Below are 2,212 nucleotides of genomic sequence, written 5' to 3' on the forward strand. Positions count from 1 at the left end.
TACCGACCACCCGCCCCAGAGACCGTGGCTATGCCAGCGCTATGTGGAGCCTCAGCAGGGCTGGTCGCGGTGATCCATTAAAAATCTGCCCGGACCACTCGATGGGGGCTGGTCACAGACCTGTTCCACACCGACGCGCTGCCCTCGCTTTGCCCGCTCCTTCGCCACCGCGCGGCCGAGGCGAGCGGGCTGCTGGCGGTTTTCATTGGGACCGACCGTCGCGACATGCTGCTTTGGTTCCGTGCTGAGGAACCGCGGCTCGTGGCTTGGGGTGGTGACCCGCGCAAGCCAACGGAGGGTGGCGGTCCCGACGGCCCTGGGCCGCGCGCCTCCTTCGAGCGTTGGGTCGAGGAGCGGCGCGGCGTTGCCAGACCTTGGGCGGACTGGGAGTGCGAGCTCGCCTGCGACCTGCGGCGCGCCATTGTTGAGATACTCTTGCGCCACCTACGCCGTGTGGCCGAGTTGGGCGAGCAGCTCCGCCAGGCGCAGAAGATGGAGGCGCTTGGCCAGCTCGTCGGCGGCGTGGCGCATGACTTCAACAATCTGCTCACCGTCGTCCTCGGCAGCCATGCCTTGCTCGACCGCGACTTGCCCAAGGACGGGCGGGCCCGTCGCCTCGCGGCGGCAGCGCGGCATGCCGCCGAGCGAGCTGCTGGGCTCACCCACCGGCTCCTTGCGTTCGCGCGCAGGCAGGCTCTTGAGGCACGCCCGGTGGATGCCAACCGGCTAGTCGAGGGCATGGCCGAGTTGCTGCACCGAACGTTGGGCTCCGGCATCGCGCTGCAGACGGTGCTCGCCGCTGATCTTGGGAGAACACGCGCCGACCCGAACCAACTGGAGAGCGCGATCCTGAACCTCACGGTCAATGCCCGCGACGCTATGCCGGGTGGCGGCAGGCTGACCATCGAGACGGCGAATGCACGTGTCGACGCTGGCTACCCCATGGAAAAGAACGGCCCGGAACCGGGCGAGTACGTGGCCATCGCGGTGTCCGATACCGGGACAGGCATGGACCGGGAAACGCTGGCGCGGGTCTTCGAGCCCTTCTTCACCACCAAAGAGCCTGGGCGCGGTACCGGCCTCGGGCTGAGCCAGGTGCACGGCTTCGTACGTCAATCTGGCGGGCATACGACGATCTACAGCGAGCCGGGCCAAGGCACGACAGTGCGACTCTACCTGCCGTGGCTCGCATCCGGCGAGCACGAGCAGGAGGCACAAAGTCAGAAGGTCGTCGCAGGCGGCCAGGGCGAAACCGTTCTGATCGTCGAGGATGACGCTGCAGTACGTGGGTATGCGGCGGAAGCACTGCGTGAGACCGGGTACACTGTGATTGAGGCCTCGGACGCGCGGGAGGCGCTCGTGGCACTCGATCATGAGCCCAACGTTCAGTTGCTGTTCACCGACCTCGGGCTGCCCGGTGGTATGGATGGCCAGCGCCTCGCAAGCGAAGCGACCAAGCGGTGCCCCGGACTAACGGTGCTGTTCACGACGGGCTATGCGCCGGAGGCTGCGCTTCGTCAGGGCAGACTTGATCCGAGCGTGCCAATCCTAACCAAGCCCTATCCCCCAGACGAAATCGCCGCTCGGGTAAGGCACGCGCTCGACGCGCTAGGCTGTTGATGTTCAGAGGTAAAGATCAGCGAACGGCCGTCGGAGATGGATGACCGGGCCGTGCCAGGGCACTGGGAGGGGAACCTCATCCTCGGCCTGGGCAGCTCGGCTACCGGCACCTTGGTGGAGCGCACGACGCGGTTCACGATGCTGCTGCACTTGCCGTGCATGCCGGGCCATCGATATGGGGTTCGCGCGAAGAACGGACCGGCGCTGGCCGGGCATGGCGTCGAGGCGGTGCGCGACGCCATCACGCTCACGATCACCACCCTGCCGGAGGCGGTGCGGCAGTCACTGACCTGGGATCAGGGGGCGGAGATGACCGAGCATCTGCGGCTGCGGATCGACACCGGGTTGCAAGTGTATTTCTGCGACCAGCACAGCCCGTGGCGGCGCGGAACGAACGAGAACACGAATGAGCCGCTGCGGCAGTACTTCCTAAATGGAACAGACTTGGCCGCGCACAGCGTCGGCGACCTTGCAGCGGTGGCTACAGCGCTCAACGCGAGACCGCGCAAGACGCTCGGCTGGAAGACACCAGCCGAAGCTCTTGATACGGTGTTGCGATCGGCGCAAACTGGTGTTGCGATGACCAGTTGAG

The 2,212-nt window shown here is 66.4% G+C and carries 1 protein-coding gene and 1 pseudogene; both read left to right on the top strand.

The genetic code is table 11. The annotated features are described in order from the left end of the window. Positions 1–120 precede the first annotated feature (120 nt). Entirely contained in the window at positions 121–1,620 is a 1,500-nt protein-coding gene (locus JMJ56_RS32980) for an ATP-binding protein (RefSeq protein WP_268885200.1), read from the top strand. A 6-nt stretch (positions 1,621–1,626) separates the two neighbouring features. Then, a pseudogene (locus JMJ56_RS32985) lies at positions 1,627–2,211 on the top strand (IS30 family transposase); the annotation flags it as partial. Position 2,212 lies beyond the last annotated feature (1 nt).

It is taken from the genome of Belnapia arida (assembly GCF_016773205.1).
In the GTDB taxonomy this organism is placed as follows: Bacteria; Pseudomonadota; Alphaproteobacteria; order Acetobacterales; family Acetobacteraceae; genus Belnapia; species Belnapia arida.